The organism is Rhizobium sp. RCC_161_2 (assembly GCF_041355235.1).
GTDB lineage: Bacteria > Pseudomonadota > Alphaproteobacteria > Rhizobiales > Rhizobiaceae > Rhizobium.
In genome coordinates, this window is sequence record NZ_JBFUPL010000015.1 from 44,644 (window position 1) to 60,431 (window position 15,788).

Here is a 15,788-nt window from a genome sequence, read left to right on the forward strand (position 1 = left end):
CAGATCAGATTAGATCTGAACAGGCTTAGAAGCTGCGCTGGAAACGCAGGATACCAGCCCACTGGTCCTTATTGATGGAGTCCCAATTGGTGTAGGAGACTTCCGGCATGACGAGCAGATTTTTAACCGGGTTCCACTTGACGTTCGTCGTAGCGGCGAAGGTCTTGTTATCGGTATAGGCGAGCTGCAGGTTCCACTTCAGCTTTTCGTTGACCGGAACGCCAACGCCGCCCCAAACAGCCCAATCGCCCCAGCTCTGGCCGATCGAGTCGCCATTCGCATACTTGTTGATCTTGTCGCCGTCGGTGTTCCAGCCGCCCATCAAGAAGGCCGAGAATACGCCGAAGTCAGCGTCTACACGAGCCTTGATGGCGCCTTCTTCAACGATCGAGTCGTAACCACCAACGAGCTTGAAGGCCCATGCGCCGGCCTTGTAGCCAACACCGGCAACAGCGTCAGGAGCGTAATGGTTGTGGCTGTCTTCGCCGTTGGAGCCTACTGCGCCCGGGCCAGAGTTGCTGTCTTCAACCGATACCACAGCCGTAAAGCCGTTGCCGGCGTCATAGTTGTAGGTGATCTGGTTCAGCTCGTACGGGCCATCACCGATGACGTCGTCGTTGATAACATCGCCAGCATAACCGGTGAAGACGTTGAACTGCGAGTCTTCCTTACCGACCGTGAAGCCGCCGAGGCTGATGCTGGCGTGCAGCAGGTTGGTGCCGGTCGCGTTACCTTCTTGCCAGTCCCAACGAATTTCGGTGTTGGTCTTCAAAGGACCATATTCGGAGTCAGTTGCGGTCTGCAACTGCAGCTCGGCGCGGGTGTGCCACAGCGTGCCGTAATGCGAGTCCGGGCTGTAGGCGTCGTACCACTTGCCTTCGGTACGAACCTTGCCGCCGATTTTGAGGCAGGTTTCCGTGCCCGGGATAAAGAAGTAACCAGCACCGTATGCGTCGCAGATGCGGACGTATTCCAGGGGCTCCGGCTCAGCAGCAACGATAGCGTCAGCCGCGTGAGCACCGGAAACTGCTACGAGTGCAGCAGCGGAGCCGAGAAGAAGGCTCTTGATATTCATTTTTTCTCCAATCGCTTTGCCGGATCAGAACAACGTCGGTGATTAACCGCCACATTCCATCTATCCGGCTGTTCCCTCTCGCGGAACATCACAAGATGTCCGCGCACGCAAACTAGCGAGGCCACGCCGGCTTCGAAATACAATAGTTTCCTGTGTTTCCATAATTCCCGACGTAAAAGTGTCATAGATGCAAAATTACATCAGATTCCGGAAATATAAATAAGTCTACCATAGTATATTTTTTGGTATATACCATATAAACATACCAGATGTATATAATTGTCCTCCAAAATTGGCAAAATAATAAGTATGCATTACAAATTATACTGTTTTTTCGATTCGATTCCTTTGATCGCGGGAAATCGGACCCACCAATATCGAGCAAGCGCTCCGCTAATGATGATGTCGGACAGCACTTTGCGGCTGCAATTCAAATTGGCGAAGTGCTACCGCACCGATGAGTGGCTGGGAGAAAGGCTTCGAGTGGTTGAGGAAGCAATGGACGTCCGCGTGACGTCAGTGCTGGCCGTCCGGGATGGGCGAGAATCGGACGTCCGTGTGGGAACGAGGCTAATAAGGCGGCGCTAGAGCGGTTATTTGCTTTTCGGAATCAGGGCAGGATGGAGTTAAGCTGCTAATCGCGGCGATTTTCGGAGCGTTTGGACGAGAGCGCCCTGACTGAGAGGATAGTGTGTTGCAACCCACCCTTCGGACAGCAGGCCCCGATGGCTGAGATAAGGGCAGCGTCGCCTTAACTTTTGGTGCTGATCCGAATGGTATAGGGGGCATGACTTCTGAACATCTAACCAGGCCGATATCGCACCGTTACAAGCGCCATCGCTCCCCGCGGAGATCATAGCGCATGCGGTGTGGCTGTACTTTCGATTTCCCCTGAGCCCGCGTCACGTCGAGGTTGCTTGCTGCCCACGACCAGATCAATCTGATCCTCCGCCGCCGCCACAAACTCGCCGCCGCGTCTTGCCGTCACGCCAGAGCGGATGCGTTTGCCCTTTGGGCTGACTACACAGGCGAAATGGCCGCTTAATCCGGATCCAACCGCTCAGGAGCAACTTGCTTCAAAAAACTTGGCGATACACTCTCGGAGAATCAGCACGTTGATCCCGGAATAGTCCCAGCCAGTGGCGGCGGCTCTCGAAAGGCCGAGCAGCGCCTTCGCCACCGCAGTCACCTAGGGTTGGAACCCAGGGCAGGCGTCCGGCCTTCAATTCGGTGATGATCTTGCCGGTGATTTCGTCATGGAAGCTCGCGCGGTCCTGGCCGGCGCGGCGGCCATGGTCGAAGAGACGAGTGGTGCCGGGGCAACCGTCGCCAATGAGAGCGGCAGGCTGCGGATGGGTAGCGCCAGAACGCCAACGATTGTCAGTAGCGCAGATAGCGAGCCTCTGGCTGCGGCGACTTGAGTTTCTGGCAGCTGCACGGGGCCTCTATTGGGATTCGGGCCGCGGCTTGCAGTGCAACGCGCGAGGCAAGCATGGAAAGGCTTGGTAAGACATCCTCTTGGAGCAAGCTACCTCGGCTGCGATCCATATAGTCGTTGAAGCCAGCGGTCACGAAGGCGCAGGGCACGAAACAGGCTCCGATTTCGCGCGACAAGGTCGCCTCCGGCGCTATCGAATGATTGATGACATCGGCTCCCATGGTGCGGAACGCAAGAGCTTCCGCAGGCGTGGTAAGGCGAGGGCCATATGCATGTGCGGCCACCAGCCCCTGGTCTAGTCCATGCACACGGCATGACGTCGGCCAGATTGCACTTGCGGTTTCAGCAAGGATTTTTGCGCCATGCGGGCAAACGATCTGCTTGCCAGAGCAATCGAAACGTTGACGACCAGGCAGAAGCGAGTAGGGGGTCTGGGTCAACTCGATTATATCGGCCGAAATGACCATGTCGCCCGGCTGGATGGCCTTGTTTACCGCACCGACGGTCGAGCAGGCGAGTACGTGCCGCACGCCGGACTCCATCAGCACCCAGAATGCGCGGCGGTGGCAGGAATGGTCGATTTGATCCCGCGGGTTGCCATGGGAATACATACACAGCAACCGTCTGGCTCGGCCTTCCGGCGTGATGCTGGCGTCGAATTCCAGGAGCTTCCAATTGTCCGAAGCGCCATAAGGAGTGTCGAAGGAAAGATCTCGCGCCAGAACGCTAACGCCTGGCATTCCCACATCTTCGGGAAAGGCAAGACCCCAATTGGCGGAGCCCGTAATGATGGCCATATCCGTTTTCGGGATCACTGCGCCGATTGATGTATATGTCATAGAGGCTCTTTCAGGCTGTCTGATCGCGTTCGCGCAAGTTGAGGAACAGGACTATTGCGGAGATCAGCACGGTCCAGAGTGTGGAAATCGCCGCAATGGTAGGGTCGATTTGATCCCGGAGAGAAATAAACATCAGCTTCGGCAAGGTGCTGTTAGGCCCGTTCGCCACAAAAACGGAAATCACCACCTCGTCGAGGGATGTGAGGAAGGCCATCAATCCTGCTGTCGCAAGGCTCAGCCCGAGCTGGGGCAGAATGATCCCGATCATGGTTCGAAACCAGCCAGCACCCAGACTGCGGGCTGCCTGTGTCTGAGCCCAGTCGAACCTCTTCAGTGCGGGATGGAGAACAATGACGGCCACGGGAATGGCCAGAACCACATGGCCCGCAAGGACCCCCAAAAGGGTGCCGAGGAGGCCGAGTTTCGCTAGAACGAAGAAAAGTCCTATTGCAAGCAGAATGCCCGGCGTCACCGAAGGCGATAGCAGCAGACCGTAAATGGCGGCGGCGCGGCGCCCCCCAATCCTGTTCAAGGCGAAGCAGGCGAGGAAACTGACAGGCACGGCAATCGCCGCCGTCGAGACGCCGAGAAACAGGCTTGTACGAAGCCCCGCCATCCACGCAGGTGAGGAAAAGAAGGCCTCGTACCAGCGCATCGACCAAGCTCTGGGCGGAAACTCCAGCAGATCGGAAGAGGAGAATGACAGCGGCACAACGATGAGAGTCGGCAGCATAAGGAAGATGAGTACGATGGCTGAGTAGATCCACAGCAGGATTCTGCTGAGCCTTTTGTCCTGATAGGCATCAAGCATGGGATGTATCCCGCGTCAGATACCAGCGCGTGACGTAAAGCATGCCACCCGTCAGCAGGACCAGAGTCAGAAGGAGTATGCCGAGAGCGCTTGCAGCCCCCCAGTCCTGAAAGGTGGATAATGTCCGGTCGATACGGATCGATATCGGATTGACCTTCCCGCCGCCGAGAACCGCCGGTGTGATGAAGAAGCCGAGAGTATAGATAAACACAATCGTTGAACCGGATAGGATTCCGCCAGCAGAAAGGGGAAGGATCACGGTTCTCACGCAATACCAGAGGCTTGCACCCATGCTTGCCGCTGCGCGTATCACATTGCCGTCAATGTCACGTATTGCCGCGTAAACCGGTAAGACAAAGAGCGGTAACATGTAGTGAACCATGCCGATCAGAGTCCCGTTGAAGTTGTAGATCAACGGCATCGGAGCGTCGATCAAGCCTAGGCTTTTCAAGGTTGAATTTACAAGTCCATCCTTGCGCAGGAGCACCAACCAGCCGTAGGTGCGCACCAGGATTGAAGTCCACAGCGGCAACATGATCAGGATCAGCACCCTGTTCGCGATCCGCTTGCTGGTGCTTGCGAGCGTCAGCGCCAAGGGGATTCCCAGGATCATGCAGATGAGCAGCGTCGTGCCGGATAGAGCGAGCGTGGTTCCCAGCGCGGACCAGGTGAGGCTGCTGGATAGAACCTTTTCGTAGTTGATGGTCGAGAACGATCCGCCGATGGTCAGGAAGGACTGACGCAGAATCCACAGAACCGGAACGATAGCCGCAAGACCAATCAAGAGCAGTGCTGGCAGCGCCAGAGCAAGATAGAAATGACGCTCGCGCCTGGCGTCCCTCAGGTAGGTGGCGGCGCTCATCTGACCATCCCTTCGGGCAAGGAATGAACGGCTGCCGCTGCGGCATAGGCCGTCACCAATTTGCCGGTTTCCAGCCCAGCGCAAATTCCGGCACGGGTCGCCGGCACGCTCAATATAACCTCAGTGCCGGATGCGGTTCGAAGATTGAGCAGCCAGTTTTCGCCGCGAAATGCCTTGGCCGTCAGTGCGCCGCTAATGGCGATCGCATCGTCGCCGACCTCGCCCGCATCCAGATAGAAGCTTTCCGCGCGGATCATTGCCTCCCCCGGAGCAGGATCTACCGCCCCCCCGATCCGCATCAGGCTGGACGCGGGAAGTATGTTGGCTTCACCCATGAACTCCGCGACAAACCGGTTTCTTGGGTGGTGATAGATGTCGAAGGGAGTCGAGATTTGCTGTATTGCCCCCGCATCCATGACAGCGATGCGATCCGACATGGTCAGCGCTTCGCGCTGATCATGCGTGACGTAGATCGTGGTGATACCCAGATCATCGTGCAGTCGCCGAATTTCGAACTGCATATGCTCTCGCAAGTTCTTGTCGAGTGCAGACAGCGGCTCGTCCATCAGCATGACGCGAGGTTCAAAAACAATTGCGCGTGCCAACGCCACCCGTTGCCGCTGGCCACCAGAGAGCGCGGCGATGTTCCTATCGCTGAAGCCCTCAAGCTTCACGCGGGCGAGGGCTGCCAGAGCACGGTCTTGCGCCTTGGCTTTCGCGACCCGCCGCAAGAGGAGTGGATAGGCGACGTTGGCAATTACGCTCATATGGGGAAAGAGTGCATAATTCTGAAAAACGATGCCAATGTCGCGTTTGTCAGGAGACAGTCGGGTAACATCCCGACCACCGATGATCAGGGAGCCGCTGTCGGGACGGACAAAACCCGCCAATGCCATCAGGAGGGTTGTCTTCCCCGATCCGGACGGCCCCAGAAGCGTCAGGAATTCGCCTGCGGAAATATCCAACGAAACATCGCTCAGTGCGACATAGCTACCGAAGGCTTTTCGAACACGCTCGATGGATATGGGAAGTGAGGTAATTGCCATTTTGACAGCGGCTCCGGGAGATAGTCAGCGGTTCATCATCTCATCGAATGCAGCCTGGGCTGCATCGCCGTTCTTTACCCACCAGTCCGCTTTCGAGAAGACGGAGGTCTCGACATTGCCGGGTGCAGTCGCCAGAAGCTGAAGGCGATCCACCGGGATGAGATTTCCCTGGTAAGCCTTCGGGTTGACTGGGCCATAGGCAAGGAAATCGGTCAGCTTGGCGCCGCGTTCCGGTGTGGTCATCGCAGCAATCAGCTTCATCGCAGCTGTCTTGTTTGCAGAGCCTTTCGGAACAGCGAGGCAATCAGTTCCAATGACGGAGCCCTTGAAGCTGTAATCAGCAGCACCCCCATCAGCCTTGACGCTCTGGGCACGACCGTTCCAGGTGACGACGAGGTCCGCTTCGCCATCCTTCAAGAGTTGAGCCGACTGAGCGCCAGAAGTCCACCACACCGAGACATTCGGCTTCAACTGGGCCAGGCGAGCGATAGCCCGCTTCAGGCCGTCGGGCGTACTGAGCACGTTATAAATCTCACTGGGTGCAATCCCTTCGGAAAGCAAAGCGATTTCAATAAGGTCCTGCGCATTTGCACGAAGCGCTCGCGTTCCGGGAAAAGCCTTCACGTCCCAGAACTCGGCCCATGTCTTTGGCGGCTTGTTGCCGAGAGTTTTGGTGTTCCAAGCCATCACCGTGCCATAGGAGCTAAAAGGATAGCAATAGGCGGACTCGGCACCGGCTGGCAGAGAGTTCGGATCGATGATGGAGTAATCCAAAGGCTCGAGCAAATCTTGAGCGGCAGCCTGCGCACCCTCAGGCGATCCGAGATGAATGATGTCGGTTGTCACCGCGCCGGATGTGACCTGCATCTTGAGGGCAGCGAAACCATCGCTTTGGGTTTCTTCTCGGACATCGAAACCCAGCTCGGCCGCTGCGGGTCCCCACATCGCCTTCTTCATGGCAGCGCCGTAGTCGCCACCGGCTGTCGTAATGGTCAGTGTTTGCGCGGCCAGCGAACCGGTGGCGCTCATGGCAATAACGGCCATGGTTAGACGCAGCATGCGAAGCATCATCAGTCTCCTTTGTTCACCTCTGGACGATGGCTTTTGTTTCTTTTCTCGCCAAATTTGCCAATCGTAACGTTACGATTGCCAGCTTAAGGCATTTCGTCAAGTGGAATCTGATCGGCCCCGGCCCCGCTTCCATTTTCGCAGTGGAAGAGGCAGTATGTTCGAAAGCCGACCGATGAGAGACTGACTGGCGACATGGCATTCAATTCGCGACCTAATCTGAGGCAGATCGCTACGGAACTCGGTCTCTCGGTAACCACGGTCTCTCGCGCGCTGAAAGATGGGCCTGAGGTGCGTCCAGATACCATCCAGCGCGTAAAGGCGGCAGCAAACGCCGCCGGCTACGTCCCCAATCTGCACGGTCGCGCGTTGCGCATGGGCCTCACCCGTACGCTCACCGCGATTCTGCCCATGGAAACAAGGGACTATCTATCAGACATCGCAAAGCTTCCCTTGATCGAGGGCATGACGCTTGCCGCGCGCGAAAGAGGCTTTAATCTGTCCGTCTTCTCCACCACACCGGAAGAGGATCCTCAGGAAAACCTCAGCACTCTTATCCAGACCGGCGGCTCCGACGGGATCATAATTACCCGTATGGTCTCGGAGGATCCGCGCATTCCTTTTCTTCTTGAGCGGAAGATTCCGTTCATCGCCTTCGGCCGCAGCGGCAGCGCGCTTGATTATTCCTTCGTCGACGTGGACAATGAGGGAATAGCATTCGAGGCGACCCAAATGCTTATCGCGCGAGGTTGCCGCCGGGTCGCGTTGCAACTCCTTAGCCGCGATGATCAATACAGCGCGGCGCGCATGAGAGGTTACATCAAAGCGACCGAACAAGCGGGCCTACCAATCGATCTGCAATTGGTAGGCCAGGAAGATTTCACCATGGAAGCCAGCGAAGGCTGGATTTCTCGTCTGCTCGATCTGCCGGACCCGCCCACTGGTCTTGTCTGTGCCAACGAGCTTGGCCTGCTCGGCGCGCTCAGCGCGACACGCAGAAAGGGCCTTGCCGTCGGACGCGATTTCCACATCGTCGTGCGCGACAGCACGCATATATGTCGCTATCTCTCGGTTCCGCTTGCCGCTCACACAGTCGATATGGTTGTGGTCGGCCGCAGTCTGGTCGAAGGCTTGATCCAACAGATCACGGAACCTGAAGCGCCGCGAATGCAGCATGTCATTGAAGGCAAGATCGAGATCATCGCCAGCCTATGATACCGCGCTGGGCTTCTCGGTGCTGTGCCTCGGGCTTTGTACCGTTATGAGCTATGAATTGAGACGAAACGCGGAAGCTGTCGTGGCGGCTTCAGCAAGGGGAGCTGATGGTAGCTGAAGATTGCAGCAGCGGCGTCTAGATTATAACGCTGCGTGCGTGGAATGACATATAGCATTGGTACGTGGATCATTAATCGAACTGGCGTAGGCGAGCCGCGACCCTAATAACCGGGTCGTCACCATGCCCCTCAAGTACAACGCCACCTGCCGTCATCATATCGGCAAGATGAAATTCAAGGTGACAAACTGGCAGGAGTATGAGGCAGGACTTCGGCGGCGCGGCGGCTTGACCATGTGGCTGACTTCGGAGGCGATCGCCATGTGGATTGCACCACGGCGAACGACGCGTCGTGGCCAGCCTCGCTATTCCGATCTGGCGATCGAAACCGCCTTGACGCTGAGCCTGGTGTTCGGCATGCGCCTGCGTCAGACGGAAGGCTTGCTTGGATCGGTGTTGCAATTGATGGGTCTGGATCTGGCCGTCCCCGATCACACGACGTTGAGCCGTCGAGCGCGGACCTGGAAATCAACTGATAGGCGACCCGATCTTCCGATTCCATCGGACGGACCAGTCCCTGTTTTGGTCGACAGCACCAGCCTCAAAGTCTATGGCGCGGGCCAATGGCTGCAGGAGAAGCGTGGCGCCAGGTTCCGTCGCGGTTGGCGCAAGCTTCATCTGGCTGCGATTGCCGATCGTGGCGAAGTCATCGCCCACACGATGACAGACCAGGACATAGGCGATGCCTCACAGGCGGCGCCATTGCTCGGCCAAATCCATACTCCGATCGGACAGTTCACCGCAGATGGCGCTTATGATGGAGCACCCACCTATGACGCGGTCATCAACCATAGCACCGCGGCCGCCATCGTCATTCCCCCGCGTGCCAACGCTGTCGAACACACCGACGACAAGGCCTCCGGCCAAAGGGATCGGCATATCGCAGCAATGAACAGAGACGGACGGATGAAGTGGCAAGCCACACCAGCCTATGGCCGGCGTGCGCCAGTCGAGACTGCCATCGGGCGATACAAGGCCATCATAGGGCAGCGCCTACGAGCCCGATCGTTTCAGGCTCAGCAGACGGAAGTCGCCATCGGCTGCGTCGTCCTCAACCAGATGATTACCTGCGCACGCCCGAAATCCGTCCGGCGCTCCGCAACGGAGACATAGTCGATGACATCAAAGATCAGAACCCGTCCAAGCTGGGATCAATGCACCAACGCCCACTGGCTGGGTTTTACTCCGCCACACCAAGAGAATATTCCCGCGTTCAGGGGGTATATTTTCTCACCGCTCCTCCCATCATTTCAACGCCAATCCCGACTGATGTAGTCGAATTATAATATAAATGTGAAAGTATACGCAAAAACTAGATGTGTTAAGTCGAGTGCATAATTTAGTATATTTACTCCCTTCAAGAATGAAGGTAAACAAACTATTGTAGAGGTATTATAAGAATAATTACTTAATAATCACTCATCTGAACTTGGGATTGGGAGGGGTGTTGTGGACTCTTGTTTTGAAGGTGGTCAGCCCGACCCCTCACTCTGTGAGGGCGCAGTATCGGTCCGAGCCAATTTCAGCTGCGATTTTGCGAAAGACAGGGGCGCATGCAGGGATATGGTGAACACGTTTATCCCACGGGGACAGGGAGAGCTTATCGCCGTTGCGTTCGAGGGGCATGCGGGAACCTTGCATCTGCCAGGGCCGGGCCAGCAGGTGCGTGCCAGCGTCGTGATTGTGCCGCCGCTCGGCCGAGACCGGATTTGGACCTATCGTGCCTTGTTCGAGTGGGCCAACATGCTTGCCCAGCACGGTTATGCGGTTCTGCGCTACGATCCGAGGGATGAAGGTGAATCCCTGTTCCTCAGTGCCGGCGAGGAGACGGTAGCCAAATGGCTGGAAGGGGTCGAGCAGGCGGCTCGCTTTGTTCGTCGGATTTGTGGTGAGCACCCATTGATTCTGAACGGATTGCGTATTGGTGCAACCTTTGCCGGCAGCCGAGTTGAGAAGGTCCGGCCTTCTGCCCTCGTGTTGTGGGACCCTCTCTCCTCCGGACAGCACTGGATACGGGAACTGACGTTGGCGAGTGTGATGACGAAGACCGCGCACACTCGCAGGGACGGGATAGAAGTCTATGGCTTGCATCTGCCTCCGGAAAGCCTAGCTCATTTGGAGCGTTTAGATATTCCTGCCTTCACAGCCATATGCCCGCCGGTGCTTCTTTCGGCCCCTAGCGCGGCTAAGCTGCTGAAATCCCGCCTTGGCCCAAATGTCGACCAAATCGCGTTCACCGGCTATGCGGATCTATTTAGAGATAGTTGCGCGAGTAAAGTCCCCCGGCAGCTTTTCTCGGAGACGCTTGATTGGCTCAATGCGAAGTTCCCCATAGAGGATCAGCCCTTTTCGCATATGCCAGTACCGCCCGCGGTCCTGTCTGGTGGAAGGTGGCATGAAGAAGGCGTGGAGTTTGGCGACGGCTTGATGGGCGTTCTGTGCCTGCCGACCGGCTCCGTGCCCCGGCGAAGCTTGATCTTTTGCAATACATCCGCCAATCCGCGCGCAGGGGATGGGAGCTTCACGACCCGTGCATGCCGTGAGTTGGCGGGGCACAACCTCGCGACTTTGAGATTTGATTTCAGCGGATGCGGCGAAAGTCCGGCCCACGCAACTGGCCATTTCCATGTATACGAGACCTCGCGAACCGCGGAAGTGAATGAGGCTGCCCGTTTTCTGAGGGGACGGGGAGTGTCCACCGTCGCCGTCGCTGGCGTATGTGCTGGCGGCTATCACGCATTTCGTGCTTTGATCGAAAGCGAAGAAATTGACCAGGCCCTACCGATCAACGCCTGGCTTAGTTGGATACCGGGTACGTCCCTTGAGCGCCCCGAGCCTATAGAGGCTATTCGATCAGTCTATCTGAAGATCCCTGCGCAGATACGCCAATATCTTCGCTTCCGGCACAAAGTACGGTCTTTCTTGGTGCCTAAGCTGGCACTCATCAAACAAGCTTTACATCCTGGCCGAGCTGCCAAGTCCATGCGTGCTGAACTTCAGAAAGGACTGCGGCGAAACAGGAAGCTCAATCTCATCATGTGGAATGAAGACAGGGCCTTGGAGGGCATGGCGAACTTTGGACCTCAAGGGCGTTGGCTCAGTACCCAGCCCGGGGCGAGCCTGTCGTTTTTGCCGGACATCGATCATGCCGTGGTGGTGCGGCACAGTCAGATGGTCGTCATTTCCGAGATCCTCCGGCTTTTGGGGCTTGAGCAGGCACAATCACGGCCATCGGTGGATGGGAAGACAAATATTGTATCAGATTGAGCTTTAACAAACGACTGCCGCAGAGGAGCGGCGCAAGTCTCGATGTGAACGATCGGATCATGATGAACTTTCGAACACGGCACGCCAAAGAAGCTGAGAGCCCCGATCTTTCGACGTCCATCTATAAATCGATGCTGCCAGGTGTGGGGCAAGGCGTTGCCATATCTCCGATGGAGTTCGACGACGCCCAATTGAAAGGCGGATGTCCCATTCGTGGCTTCGCGAAATGAGCTAGACCCAGCGGGAGGCGACAGTAGGAGTCTTGTGCTTTTTCTATGCAATGCACAGCCGGAGGGGCGCGCTGTAAATTGCTCTAGCAGCTAAGACTTTGAAAACAGTCACCTTATCGGACGAATTTTACGGATATACTTTCTACTCGGGACCGGACTGATTGCATACGAAATAATTTCGCGCGAGCGAGGGGGGACTACAGATGAATGAAACTATTCGTGAACTTCTGACACAAATTGCCGACATTGCGAGGCCTGTGGGTGAAATTACCGATGATGCGGATCTATACAGCGCCGGTCTTTCGTCCTTCGCGTCGATCCAGCTGATGCTAGGCCTCGAGGATAGATTCGATATTGAGTTCCCCGAACACTCGCTAAACCGGAAATCCTTCGCCAGCATCAAGGCGATCGAGCAAACGATCAGCCAGATACTCAAGGACAAAGAGGCTGCGTGATGAGTGCCAGGGCGGGGAGCAATCTTATTGAGCGCGCAAACCGTGTTGCGGCAATAGCGGGTAAATTCGCCGATAGCGTGGACAAGGAGGGCCGCTTCCCGCACGAGGCGATCGATGCCATGAAGGCCGAGAGATTGCTTGGTATTCAGGTCTCGTGTGAAATGGGTGGTGAAAGCGCCGAAATAGATCAGATCGCGGAAACGTGCTGCATTCTGGGCCAGTCTTGTGCGGCAAGCGCGATGATCTTCGCCATGCACCACATCAAGCTTTCGAGCGTTGTGGAACATGGCCAGTCGGTGGAATGGCATCGTGATTTCTTGCGCCACATAGCGGAGAAGCAACTGCTTCTGGCATCCGCCACTACAGAGGGCGGCATCGGTGGCGATCTGCGCAATTCGATTTGTGCCATCGAGGTGGACGGGGATACTTGCCGACTCGAGAAAAACGCAACAGTCATCTCCTATGGCGTCTATGCTGATGCCATCCTGATTACGTCTCGGTCGCACAAGGACGCAGTGTCTTCCGATCAGGTGATAACCGTTTTCTTAAAAGACCAGTACACGCTGGAAAAGACAAACGAATGGGACGCGCTCGGCATGCGCGGTACCTGTTCTGAAGGTTTTGTTTTCCGGGGCGAGGCACTGAAAGTTCAGATCTTGCCGCGTCCTTTCGCTGACATTGCAGCGCAATCCATGCTTGCCCAATCGCACACGCTTTGGGGTTCGCTCTGGTACGGCATCGCTATCGACGCAGTGAGCCGCGCGCAGGCCTTCGTGCGCGCGGCCGCCCGACGCAATCCGGGCACTCCGCAACCGGGTGCGCTACGCGTAGCGGAAGCCTCCAACATGCTGCAAATGTTGAAGTCGGAGATTATCGCCTGCCTCAAGATCTACAATGATGCGAAGCGAGACCCCGATAAGCTGGCTTCCATGGGCTTTGCCATCGCGATGAATAATCTCAAAGTCGCAACGTCACAGACCATTTTGCAGATTATCAACCACGCCATGCTGGTCTGCGGCATCATGGGCTATAAGAATGGTACGCCCTACAGCCTCGGGCGGCATCTACGTGATGCCCATTCCGCCCAGCTCATGATTTCCAACGAGCGCATTCTGGGCAACACGGCAACCATGCTGCTCATCCACAAGCAGAACACGAGCCTTTTGGGATAATCGCCATGGAAACGCCAGCATCTTTTCTCGACCGGCTGTTCGATGCCGGACTGCTGATCGAAACCGGTGTGGACGGTCTTTACGGCCGTTCCGGCCAGTTCGAAGACGTTATTGTCGCCTTCGAGCGTTTCATCGACCGCATCGGCGGCAATGACGGTGCGGAAGCCATCCGCTTTCCCCCCGGCATCAATCGCGCCTATTTCGAAAAAAGCGCCTACATGAAGAGCTTTCCGCAGCTCGCAGGCACGGTACACAGCTTCTGTGGCTGCGAACTCGATCACATCAACCTTATCAAATGCATGGACGAGGGTAGGGATTGGACACTGGAGCAAAAGGCGACCAACATCGTGCTGACGCCGGCGGCTTGCTATCCCCTCTATCCCACCATCGCCAAACGCGGACCCTTGCCGCAGGGTGGCGGTCTCTATGATCTGCAATCCTATTGTTTCCGCCATGAACCTTCGGTGGACCCGGCACGCCAGCAGCTTTTTCGGATGCGCGAATATGTGCGCATGGGCGCGGAGAGCGATGTGATGGCTTTCCGCCAGCTCTGGATCGAACGCGGTACGGAAATGATGAGGAAGGCCGGCCTGCCGGTAGAGATCGACGTAGCGAACGATCCTTTCTTCGGTCGCGTGGGCCGTATGCTGGTAAATAACCAGCGTGACCAGAGCCTGAAATATGAACTGCTCATCCCTATTACCAGCGTAGAAAAGCCGACCGCCTGCATGAGCTTCAACTATCATCAGGACCAGTTTGGCATGAAATGGGGCCTGTCGCTCCATGACGGTTCGGTGGCTTACACGGCCTGTGTCGGCTTTGGGCTGGAACGCATCGCGCTGGCTCTGTTCCATCATCATGGGCTCGATGTGAAGGCATGGCCGGAAGGCGTGCGTAAAGAATTGTGGGGCTGACCATCTCCATGCAGGCTGTGTTCCCCATCGAGCCCAACAGCTATGAGCCGCATCCGCTGCATGCGCGGACGCGCACGTGGCCGGAGACCAATTGCTATGTCGATTTGTGGATCGAGGTGCTGGCCACACTGGGGGTGGCTCCCGAGGCCATGCTCGCATTCACTTTGACGCAGGATTTCGAGGGCGACCAGTTCACCTTCTTTAAGGTTCCCCTGGAGGACCTCGAAGCACTCTATGGCGTGCGGGCGACGGAACTCGCGATTTTCGACTTGGTGGAAAGCCATATCTCCGAACAGATCACGCGCGGACGGCTCTGCATGGTCGAGATGGACAGTTTTTTCATGCCAGATACCCGTGGAACGAGCTACGGAACTGAGCATGGCAAGACGACCATCGCCATCAACCGCATGAATGTGGCAAGCCGCACGCTGGATTACTTCCACAATGGCGGCTTCTATCATCTCGAAGGAGGGGATTTCGACGGTGTCTTCCAACACCATTTAACCGAAAGCGATCCGCCCTTTCTACCCTATACGGAATTCGCGAAATTCCCGAAGGCTGTCCCTGGCGAGACTCATCAGCGGCGGGTGGCAGAAGTCCTTATGCTGCGTCATTTCGCGCGCAGACCTTGGGAAAACCCGGTGCGCGCTTTCGCAAACGTCTTTCCGGCGCAGGCCGCGGCGATCGCTGAACGACCCTTCGGCTTCTTTCACAAATATGCATTCAACACGCTGCGCCAGTTAGGCGCGAATTTCGAGCTGGTCGCAAGCTACCTGCGGTGGCTAGGCGAGGGTAAGCGTTTCGCCTCTGCCGCTGCCGATGCTGGAGTAATCGCGGAAACCTCCAAAGCCGTGCAGTTTCTTCTGGCCCGCGCCGTTATGCGCAAAAAATTCGATCCCTTGGTAAGTACGCTGACGCCCGCCGTTGACGCATGGGATCGTCTCATGGCAACGCTCACAGCGGAGCTGGGCCACGAATGTGTTTAAGGTGCAGGGATCAAATTTCAACGTTTAGCATTTATGCGGCCGGGATCGAAAATAGGTTGATTGATCCCGCTTGCCGCACAAACATAGCGCCTCCCGCCGCCATCACATCGGTAAGATGAAGTTCAAAGCGGTGGTGCTTGTCATTGATAGTCGGCGAATTCACCTCAGCCGAATTATCCCTCAACCGTTAAGTAGCAGACAACGCGACATCGCCGTGAATAGTATAAATTGATTTCGTCTGTCGGAAACGACTCCTGGCTGTGAGCGGCGGTATTTTTAAGCGCTTTTGTTA

Annotated in this window: 13 protein-coding genes; 7 read left to right on the forward strand and 6 right to left on the reverse strand. The window is 56.5% G+C overall.

The features are described from left to right. Positions 1 to 25: 25 nt before the first annotated feature. The 6 genes from AB6803_RS28420 to AB6803_RS28445 all read right to left on the reverse strand — a co-directional run bounded on the left by AB6803_RS28420 (position 26) and on the right by AB6803_RS28445 (position 7,142). Positions 26 to 1,075, reverse strand: a complete 1,050-nt coding sequence (locus AB6803_RS28420; protein ID WP_371112041.1) for a porin — start codon at positions 1,073 to 1,075, stop codon at positions 26 to 28. Positions 1,076 to 2,455: 1,380 nt separating this feature from the next. After that, positions 2,456 to 3,352 carry a 5'-methylthioadenosine phosphorylase gene (locus AB6803_RS28425; RefSeq protein ID WP_371112042.1) on the reverse strand — a complete coding sequence of 299 codons (897 nt, stop codon included), beginning with the start codon at positions 3,350 to 3,352 and terminating at the stop codon, positions 2,456 to 2,458. A gap of 10 nt (positions 3,353 to 3,362) precedes the next feature. Then, complete coding sequence (locus AB6803_RS28430; RefSeq protein WP_371112043.1) at positions 3,363 to 4,163, reverse strand: ABC transporter permease; 801 nt, start codon at positions 4,161 to 4,163, stop codon at positions 3,363 to 3,365. Then, entirely contained in the window at positions 4,156 to 5,025 is an 870-nt protein-coding gene (locus AB6803_RS28435; protein ID WP_371112044.1) for an ABC transporter permease, read from the reverse strand. Before AB6803_RS28435 ends, AB6803_RS28430 begins: the two co-directional genes overlap by 8 nt. Next, complete coding sequence (locus AB6803_RS28440) at positions 5,022 to 6,071, reverse strand: ABC transporter ATP-binding protein (protein WP_371112045.1); 1,050 nt, start codon at positions 6,069 to 6,071, stop codon at positions 5,022 to 5,024. The genes AB6803_RS28435 and AB6803_RS28440 overlap by 4 nt, the downstream gene beginning before the upstream one ends. Before the next feature lie 24 nt (positions 6,072 to 6,095). Continuing rightward, positions 6,096 to 7,142: an ABC transporter substrate-binding protein gene (locus AB6803_RS28445; protein ID WP_371112046.1), complete on the reverse strand. Its 1,047-nt coding sequence runs from the start codon at positions 7,140 to 7,142 to the stop codon at positions 6,096 to 6,098. A 192-nt stretch (positions 7,143 to 7,334) separates the two neighbouring features. On the opposite strand from AB6803_RS28445, the gene AB6803_RS28450 reads away from it, so the two are divergent. The 7 genes from AB6803_RS28450 (at position 7,335) to AB6803_RS28480 (ending at position 15,496) form a co-directional block, all read left to right on the forward strand. After that, entirely contained in the window at positions 7,335 to 8,354 is a 1,020-nt protein-coding gene (locus AB6803_RS28450) for a LacI family DNA-binding transcriptional regulator (RefSeq protein WP_371112047.1), read from the forward strand. Positions 8,355 to 8,595: 241 nt separating this feature from the next. Continuing rightward, a complete protein-coding gene (locus tag AB6803_RS28455; protein ID WP_371112048.1) occupies positions 8,596 to 9,585 on the forward strand; it encodes an IS5 family transposase in 990 nt (329 codons plus the stop codon). A gap of 450 nt (positions 9,586 to 10,035) precedes the next feature. Continuing rightward, positions 10,036 to 11,739, forward strand: coding sequence for a hypothetical protein (locus AB6803_RS28460; protein ID WP_371112049.1), 1,704 nt, complete (start codon positions 10,036 to 10,038; stop codon positions 11,737 to 11,739). Positions 11,740 to 12,172: 433 nt separating this feature from the next. Beyond that, positions 12,173 to 12,424 (forward strand): acyl carrier protein, encoded by a 252-nt coding sequence (locus AB6803_RS28465; RefSeq protein ID WP_371112050.1) that lies wholly within the window; start codon positions 12,173 to 12,175, stop codon positions 12,422 to 12,424. Beyond that, on the forward strand, positions 12,424 to 13,596 hold the full coding sequence (locus AB6803_RS28470; RefSeq protein WP_371112051.1) for an acyl-CoA dehydrogenase family protein: 1,173 nt from the start codon (positions 12,424 to 12,426) through the stop codon (positions 13,594 to 13,596). Before AB6803_RS28465 ends, AB6803_RS28470 begins: the two co-directional genes overlap by 1 nt. Positions 13,597 to 13,601: 5 nt before the next feature. Further along, positions 13,602 to 14,510, forward strand: coding sequence for an amino acid--[acyl-carrier-protein] ligase (locus AB6803_RS28475; protein WP_371112052.1), 909 nt, complete (start codon positions 13,602 to 13,604; stop codon positions 14,508 to 14,510). Between the two features lie 8 nt (positions 14,511 to 14,518). Continuing rightward, positions 14,519 to 15,496 (forward strand): DUF1839 family protein, encoded by a 978-nt coding sequence (locus AB6803_RS28480; RefSeq protein ID WP_371112090.1) that lies wholly within the window; start codon positions 14,519 to 14,521, stop codon positions 15,494 to 15,496. Positions 15,497 to 15,788 lie beyond the last annotated feature (292 nt).